The organism is Pseudomonadota bacterium, assembly GCA_030859565.1.
Lineage (GTDB): Bacteria > Pseudomonadota > Gammaproteobacteria > JACCXJ01 > JACCXJ01 > USCg-Taylor.
The window spans coordinates 1-8,081 of sequence record JALZJW010000151.1 but is presented as its reverse complement, the minus strand read 5'-3'; the positions used below and the strand labels follow the sequence as shown (position 1 = coordinate 8,081).

Sequence of the window (8,081 nt, the reverse complement as noted above, 5' to 3'; positions counted from 1 at the left end):
GAACAGTCGTCGCACCGCCCAGGCTCCCGACGCCCCCAGCTATCCCCGGAGGCCAGTACTCTTTCACCCTAGGAGGCCAGGCTTTACTACCTTCTTTCAGACTCATCTTTGAATTAGAAAATACTCACGAACCCAAATTCATTTTTTTACGTGTGCTGCGGGGCCGCCGAATGGCGCTGTAATCGCCGAATCTCTTGGTAATTTGCGCCACTTCCATAAACTATAAGCAGGTACCATTTGTGCTCCCGCATCGGTCATTCTTCGAAATTGGATAGTATCGACGCGCGGCCGGAGGATCAAGGCTAAACGACGGAGACCTTTGCAAAGCGTCGCTTTCCCACCTGAAAAACATGCGTGCTGCCGGAGAACACCTTGCGCATCGCATCTTGAGTCTTCTCGCCGTCGATACGGACGGCGCCTTGTGCGACCATTCGAATCGCCTCCGAAGTGCTGGCGGTTAAGCCGGCTCGCTTTAACAGGCTTGCAACAGTGATCGCTCCTGTGGGCTCAGGAATCGTCAACTCCGGCATACTGTCTGGTAGCGCCTGCTCTCGGAATCTCTGGACGAAGTCCTTGTACGCGAGATCCGCTGCTCTTGCGCTATGAAAACGCGTTACCATCTCTTGTGCAAACAATACCTTATAATCGCGCGGATTAGCCCCTTCCACGACCGCACGTTTCCATGCCTCCAGCGTCGCTTTTCCGCGCAGGCTTAGGAGACTCACGTAGCGCCACATCAGCTCATCGGAAATCGACATCAGTTTTCCAAACATCTCCTGAGGAAGCTCGTTAATACCGATGTAATTATTTAACGATTTAGACATTTTCTGCGCGCCATCCGTACCTTCCAAGAGCGGCATCATGACGACGGTCTGAGGTTCTTGTCCATGCTCTGCTTGTAATTGCCGGCCGATCAGAAGGTTGAATTTTTGATCAGTGCCACCGAGCTCCACATCGGCTTGCAAAGCTACCGAATCGTAACCTTGTATTAACGGATATAAGAATTCATGGATCGCAATGGCTTGACCGTTCTTGTAACGTCTAGTAAAGTCCTCACGCTCGAGCATCCGAGCTACCGTGGCGCGAGACGCGAGCCGAACCATATCCGCGGCAGGCATTTTATCCATCCACGTAGAGTTAAAAACGATCTCCGTATGCTCCGCGTCCAAAACCTTAAAGATCTGGTCCGTGTATGTAGCCGCGTTCTCAACCACCGCCTCACGCGTAAGTGCCTTGCGCATTGTCGACCGGCCGCTCGGATCGCCAATCATCCCTGTGAAATCACCGATCAAGAATAAGGCGCGATGCCCCAATGTTTGGAACTGCCGCAGCTTGTTAAGCAGGACGGTGTGGCCTAAATGAAGATCGGGCGCCGTCGGATCGAAGCCCGCCTTAACTCGCAGCGGTCGCCCCGCGCTCAACTTGGTTCGAAGTTGTTCTTCGAGCAAGATTTCGACCGTACCATGTTTTATCGTATCGAAGCCATTATCCATCGTTTCACTTGCCGAACAGTATAAGGCCTGGCGAACGATCAGCCGATAGCGTTGACCTATTCGGCTTAAGCGGTTATCTTTTGGACAACTCACTATAAGAAGACCTTCGTGTCCTACAGGCGGGTAACAAGATACGATTATAAGCCCCGGCTGCAGTGGAATAGCAATTCCATAGCACTCACCGGGGCGAGCGCGATTCATCCGTTAGAATCCGGAGGCGCATCGCGTCGCGAAATGCCGGTGCGTTGGCTCTCGTTTCCGGTGTTATCTATCTTGACGATACTGCTCGGCGGGATGGCCTCGCAGCAAGTACCCGATGCCGAAATCCGGCTCCCCGCGCGGCTCGCGCCGGATGCAAACCTCGGCGACGCCCTCGAGCACACGCATAAAAGCACAGTTCCGAAGCCCATTAAACCGCGAAAGCAGCGCGCTCAAGCCCGCCTTGGTAAAATCAATCGTGAACTGAAACCCGAGTGGCAAAAGATCACCGTACGGAAGGGTGACAACCTGTCGCTGATCTTTCAGCATATGGGGTTGAGCACGCTAGATCTCGATCGAATCGTGGCTCTGGGCCGAATCACCGCGCCTCTCACGAATCTCTATCCGGGCGAATCCTTGAGGTTTCTGGTTAAACGAGGGGGTCTCGCCGAGTTCATCTACCAGCGCGACCTCACGCACCTTCTGCGCGTGATTAAAGACACAGACGGTGATTTCTCCGCGCAAACCTCGAAATCCAAGCCAGAGATAAGAGTCTCCATGACCACGGCTTCCATTGGAGGTTCCTTGTTCACCGCAGGGCAGGCAGCCGGTCTGTCCGATGACCTTATCATAAGGCTCGTAAAAATGTTTCGCTGGGATATCGATTTTGCACTGGATATCCATGAGGGTGATCGGTTCGCCGTAGTCTACGAAGAGTTGTATAAAGACGAAAAAAAGATTAGAGACGGCGAGATTGTCGCGGCCGAGTTCGTGAATCAAGGACACACCTATCGCGCAGTCCGGTTCGTGGATTCGCGGGGTCATGCGGATTATTACACGGATACGGGGAACGCATTGCATAAAGCGTTCATTAGAACCCCAGTGCAGTTCACGCGCATAAGCTCCCACTTCAATCCGCACCGTAGACATCCGATTTTACATACGATTCGAGCGCATCGCGGCGTCGATTATGCCGCTCCGCAGGGAACGCCTGTCAAGGCAAGCGGTAACGGAAAGGTGAAATTCGTCGGCAGGCAAAACGGTTACGGCAATACCATCATACTGGATCACAGCTTAACCTACAGCACGCTGTACGCACATTTATCGCGCTTTGCAAGCCGCTTGCGGCCGGGGCAGCACGTTCGCCAGGGACAGATCGTCGGCTATGTAGGCCGTACAGGATCCGCCACCGGCCCACACTTACACTACGAGTTTCGAGTCAACGGCGTCCATAAGAACCCGCTGACGGTCAAACTTCCGAATGCCCTACCTCTAGAAGGGCGGCATCTGGCACAATTCAAGGCAGAGACACGGAGCTTATTAAGCAAACTCGACGCATTAGCGGTTTCCCATACCGGACCTTCCCAGGGTTTAGCGAGTACGGCGGAACGGGCTCGCGTCACCTTGGCGGCCCAAACCACCGCCCGCATCCGCCCCTAAGTCGAGGCATGGCCCTCTTTATCGGACTCATGTCCGGTACCAGCATGGATGCCGTCGATACGGCCTTAGCCGATTTTCATGGCGATCAGCTTAGTCTCATCGCCTTTCACCAATATCCTCTGCCGCCAGACCTAACCTCGGCGCTTATTGCGACCCGGCGTCGCGCGATCGATCTTGCTCTAGAGCAGTACGGCCGATTACATATTCGAGTCGGACGGCTCTTCGCCGAGGCCGTCGAAGAAATTCTCCGTAATGCAAGCATGACCCCGCAGCAGATCGCGGCCATCGGGAGCCATGGGCAAACGATCCTCCACAGCGTACAAGGCGGCGAGCCCTTCTCGCTGCAAATTGGTGATCCGAATGTCATCGCCGCGATCACGGGGATCGCCACCGTTGCCGATTTCCGGGGCGCTGATATCGCCGCCGGTGGACAAGGCGCGCCGCTGACACCCGCCTTTCACGAGTCGCAGTTCCGTACCGCGGCAGCCAATCGTGTGATCCTGAACATCGGTGGAATCGCAAATATATCGATCTTACCGGCTCATCTCGAGTTGCCGGTCACGGGATTCGATACCGGGCCGGGTAACGGCCTCCTCGATGACTGGGCATTACGCCACCTGGGTGTTCCAATCGACAGAGACGGCCGGTGGTCGGCCCAAGGCGCCGTCGATCGGGATCTGCTGGCGAAAGCCAAGAGCGACCCCTATTTTACGCTACCGCCTCCTAAATCGACCGGGCGCGATTATTTCAATCTGGATTGGCTCGACGGGATCCTGAAGGCAATGCATTGCCCTCCACACCCGCAAGACGTGCAGGCAACTCTATTAAGGCTCACGGCCGAAACGATCACGGGAGCAGTAGTAAGATATGCCCCTCCTGGCTCGGAGGTCCTGGCGTGCGGTGGGGGAACCGGAAACCCTGTGCTCATGTCGGTACTGGCGCAACTCCTTGGCCAGCAGCCCGTAGCGACGACCGCGCTTTATGGTTTAGATCCCAGGTGCATTGAGGCTGTCACCTTCGCTTGGCTTGCAAAGCGGCGTCTCGAAGGCCGGCCGGGAAATCTCCCGGCAGTCACAGGAGCCAGAAAACCCGTGGTCTTAGGGGCCATCTATGCGGCCTAATCCCGGCGTCAAAGCCGATTCCCTCAACCCGCGGGCGGGTTTACCGGCGGGTCGCTAAGCCGAGAACGAGGACCCGCATCCGCAGGTGGTAGCGGCATTGGGGTTGCGGATCACAAATCGGGCGCCATCGAGTCCTTCGCTGTAATCGATCTCGGCGCCGGTAAGGTATTGGAAGCTCATCGGGTCGACCAAAAGCTTGACGCCCTGATTTTCGACGATCGTATCTCCATCGCCGAGCGCTTCTTCAAAGGTAAACCCGTACTGAAAGCCGGAACATCCGCCCCCCGAGATAAACACGCGCAGCATAAGCGCCGCGCTGCCTTCTTCAGCCATCAGCTCGCGCACTTTGATTGCGGCGGCATCAGTGAACATTAAAGGATTTTCTGTAGCGATCGTGTTCATGCTGTTCCATCCAAATTTACTTTTTAAAGTGTGTCATTAACCGCCGGCAAGCTAAAACTACCCATCCAAACTCGTCGCCGCGGGCCTGACGCCGGCCGCCGATAGTGCTTCAGATTCAACCACGCTGTGATGGCTTAACGCCAGTGCCAGCTTCTCGGTCTCGGCGGTGCGCAGCAACTTGCCATTGACTTCCGCCCCGACCGCCATCTCGATCAATCCATAATAAACATTACCTTCGACGCGGGCGCTCGGCGCCAGTTCAATATGCTGGTTAGCATAAACGTCTCCCAGTACTACGCCGTTCAAAACCACATAAGGAACCCGCACCTCGCCTTCAATCGTACCGCGGTCGCTCAACGTCAGCACCGAGCTTTGCTGGTCGGTCGCATAAACGTTGCCCTTGATCGCACCATCAACATGCAAGCCGCCATCGAAGTTGACGTTGCCCAATATCTGGGTGTTCTGCCCGACGAGCGAATCCACTTTGGAAATTTTTCGCTTTTTCCGTCTTCCGAACATTTCCAATCACCCCTCCACATGAACCGGCGCTTCGATCTCCGGTTCCGTGAATCCACCCTTCAGACTCGCGCGCGGCTCAACGCTGAGACAACGGGCCCGCGAACCCAGACCTTAAGGCGACAAGCCGATGCTCGCCAGACCGCAAGTTTCTTTCAGCCCGAACATCAGATTCATGTTTTGAATCGCTTGACCGGCCGCGCCTTTGACCAAGTTATCGATCACAGATAATACCACTATTCGATCGGCTTGACCCGGCCGGTGCGTGGCGATGCGGCAAATATTGCACCCTCTCACCGACCGCGTCTCCGGGTGGCTGCCCGGCGGCAGCACGTCAATGAACGGTTCCCGCCGATATCTTTCTTCGTACACGTGTTGAATATCGACCTCGCGACGAAGCAGCTCAGCATATAGGGTAACATGGATACCGCGGATCATCGGGACCAAATGCGGTACAAACACGAGATCGGCATCGCTACCGCTGATGCGGGCGAGCGCCTGCAGGATTTCAGGCAAGTGCCGGTGACCCGCGACGCCATACGCTTTCAGTGTATCACCTGCTTCGGCGAACAAGTGGGCGACGCTCTCCTGCCGGCCCGCACCACTGACACCTGACTTGGCGTCGGCGATCAATCGATCCGCTCGCACCAGACGCGCCTCGATAAGAGGCGCGAGACCGAGTATGACCGCCGTAGGGTAACAGCCCGGATTGGCAACAAGATGGGCGTCCTTGATCGCTTCACGATTTAATTCCGGCAGCCCATAAACCGCCTGCTCTAAAAGATCCGGACACCCGTGGCGCAGACCATACCAGCGCTCGAAAACCTCGGCGCTCCTAAGCCGGAAATCCGCCGCCAGGTCTATGACCCGGACCCGGGCATCGATCAATGGCCGCACCATGGTCATCGAGGTCCCATTCGGGGTTGCAAAAAAAACCAACTCGCACCCTTGCAAGCGTTCGATGTCGGGCGGTGAAAACGCCAAGTCGACATGCCCTCTTAAACTCGGGAACATGCGTGCGACAGGCGTGCCCGCCTCGGCACGTGAGGTGATGACATCGAGACTAACCGCCGGGTGTTGGGCGAGCAAGCGCAATAGCTCGACGCCGGTGTACCCGGTTCCGCCGACGACGGCAACCTTGATCATTGATTCGAATTCATTCTAAGCTGCGGGTGAGCGTAAGGGCCCCGGAAAAAGAAAAAGCGGCCGAAGCCGCTTAAGTCATTTTATAGTTATTATGTTTCAAGTCATGGCTCAGAGAGTTTGGTTGGCCACGACAGAAGCAGCATAATTTGCGTCACGGCCTGTGTCAACACCTCCGAGAGCATTTGCTGAAATGATTTTATTGCTGCACTGCGGTCGTTCTTCGATCCTTCTCGCGCTCACCGGGCACACCGCAATTAAATACGTGACCTAGGCGCGAAGCTCTGTTACAACCCCTCAAGGTCGCTTCCGAGCTTTTCACACTCCATGAACAATCGCTTTCCGTCACGCCCAACCCCTACCCGGCACACACAAGGGTATCTGAGAAAATGGCAGTGTTCTAGAAGCTTATCAACTACTTATAAACTAAGCACCGCGAGGACACGACGTGGATATCACCAGTACGATTGCCCTGACGATGGGCGTCGCTTGGGCAAGCGGTATCAACCTCTACGCCGCTATTTTCATGCTCGGCTATTTAGGATCGACAGGAGAGATCGTGCTCCCCCCCGATCTCGAGGTGCTCACAAGCCCCGTTGTATTAGGCGCCTCGGGATTCATGTATTGCGTCGAATTCTTTGCCGATAAGGTGCCCGGCGTCGATACGAGCTGGGACATCCTGCATACTTTTATACGCATCCCCGCCGGAGCGATCTTGGCGATGCAAGCCGTCGGGGACGTCCACCCGGCGGCCGAGCTTGCCGCCCTTCTCATCGGAGGTTCGCTCGCCGCCGGCAGCCACGCGATCAAGGCCGGCAGCCGAGTCATGATCAACACCAGCCCCGAACCCTTTAGTAACTGGGTTGCATCGATCGGGGAAGACGTGCTCGTCATCGGCGGCCTGTGGACGGCATTGCATCATCCGCTGCTGTTTTTGATCGGGCTCGTCGTCTTTATCCTCCTCTCCGCCTGGCTACTGCCGAGAATATGGCGTGGAATCAAGAGTCTGTTCCAAACGATCAGGCGCTGGTTCGGGTTCAAACCCTCACCCGAACCGCCCCCGGACAAGCACCCCTGAAACGCGCCCCGCCTTGGGATCGGACCCGAAGATAGCTGCACGCCGTCATGCTGTGGCTAAAGGCGTTCCACATTATCTTTATGGTGACTTGGTTTGCCGGGCTGTTTTATTTACCCCGCTTGTTCGTTTATCACGCGCGGAGCAGCGACTCCATCAGCCTCGACCGGTTTAAGCTCATGGAGCGCAAGCTCTATTTCGGCATCATGACGCCAGGTGCGTTACTGACCGTGCTGTTCGGCGCCGCCACCGTGATCGCGAACGGCTGGGAATACTACGCAAACGCAGGATGGCTGCACGCGAAACTCGGATTGGTCGCGATCCTGATCGTTTATCATATCTATTTGGGCAAGCTCCTTCATGACTTTCGCCACGACCGCAACCGACACACCCACGTTTATTACCGGTGGATCAACGAGCTTCCCGTACTCATCCTTGCGGGCGTGGTTATCCTCGCCGTGGTTAAACCGATCTAGCGGCGACGAGGCATTGAGGTCTAGAGCAAGGTAACGAATACGCTACACCTCGATCATTTCGAAGTCTTCCTTGCGCGCGCCGCAGTCGGGACACTGCCAGTTCGGGGGCACGTCCTCCCAGCGCGTCCCAGGCGCGATTCCGTCGCCGGGCCAGCCTTTGGCTTCTTCATAGACAAACCCGCAAATCACACACATATAGCGTTTCATTCACTACCCC

Annotated in this window: 9 protein-coding genes; 4 read left to right on the top strand and 5 right to left on the bottom strand. The window is 56.1% G+C overall.

Going from position 1 to position 8,081, the window contains the following annotated elements:
* Positions 1-302 precede the first annotated feature (302 nt).
* Positions 303-1,493 (bottom strand): tyrosine--tRNA ligase, encoded by a 1,191-nt coding sequence (tyrS, locus tag M3436_17390; protein MDQ3565796.1) that lies wholly within the window; start codon positions 1,491-1,493, stop codon positions 303-305.
* 234 nt (positions 1,494-1,727) lie between these two features.
* Between tyrS and M3436_17385 the strand changes: the two genes are divergently transcribed.
* Both M3436_17385 and M3436_17380 read left to right on the top strand, forming a co-directional pair.
* On the top strand, positions 1,728-3,131 hold the full coding sequence (locus M3436_17385; protein ID MDQ3565795.1) for a peptidoglycan DD-metalloendopeptidase family protein: 1,404 nt from the start codon (positions 1,728-1,730) through the stop codon (positions 3,129-3,131).
* Between the two features lie 8 nt (positions 3,132-3,139).
* Complete coding sequence (locus M3436_17380) at positions 3,140-4,252, top strand: anhydro-N-acetylmuramic acid kinase (protein MDQ3565794.1); 1,113 nt, start codon at positions 3,140-3,142, stop codon at positions 4,250-4,252.
* 54 nt (positions 4,253-4,306) lie between these two features.
* Here M3436_17380 and erpA read toward each other — a convergent pair whose 3' ends face one another.
* The 3 genes from erpA to argC form a co-directional block, all read right to left on the bottom strand.
* Positions 4,307-4,654: an iron-sulfur cluster insertion protein ErpA gene (erpA, locus tag M3436_17375; GenBank protein ID MDQ3565793.1), complete on the bottom strand. Its 348-nt coding sequence runs from the start codon at positions 4,652-4,654 to the stop codon at positions 4,307-4,309.
* Between the two features lie 57 nt (positions 4,655-4,711).
* On the bottom strand, positions 4,712-5,173 hold the full coding sequence (locus M3436_17370) for a polymer-forming cytoskeletal protein (protein ID MDQ3565792.1): 462 nt from the start codon (positions 5,171-5,173) through the stop codon (positions 4,712-4,714).
* Between the two features lie 111 nt (positions 5,174-5,284).
* Complete coding sequence (gene argC / locus M3436_17365) at positions 5,285-6,316, bottom strand: N-acetyl-gamma-glutamyl-phosphate reductase (GenBank protein MDQ3565791.1); 1,032 nt, start codon at positions 6,314-6,316, stop codon at positions 5,285-5,287.
* A gap of 445 nt (positions 6,317-6,761) precedes the next feature.
* On the opposite strand from argC, the gene M3436_17360 reads away from it, so the two are divergent.
* A complete protein-coding gene (locus M3436_17360; protein ID MDQ3565790.1) occupies positions 6,762-7,391 on the top strand; it encodes a DUF4126 domain-containing protein in 630 nt (209 codons plus the stop codon).
* 47 nt (positions 7,392-7,438) lie between these two features.
* Complete coding sequence (gene hemJ, locus M3436_17355; protein ID MDQ3565789.1) at positions 7,439-7,864, top strand: protoporphyrinogen oxidase HemJ; 426 nt, start codon at positions 7,439-7,441, stop codon at positions 7,862-7,864.
* Between the two features lie 42 nt (positions 7,865-7,906).
* Here the strand turns inward: hemJ and M3436_17350 are convergent, their stop codons facing one another.
* Positions 7,907-8,071 carry a rubredoxin gene (locus M3436_17350; GenBank protein MDQ3565788.1) on the bottom strand — a complete coding sequence of 55 codons (165 nt, stop codon included), beginning with the start codon at positions 8,069-8,071 and terminating at the stop codon, positions 7,907-7,909.
* Positions 8,072-8,081: the final 10 nt, after the last annotated feature.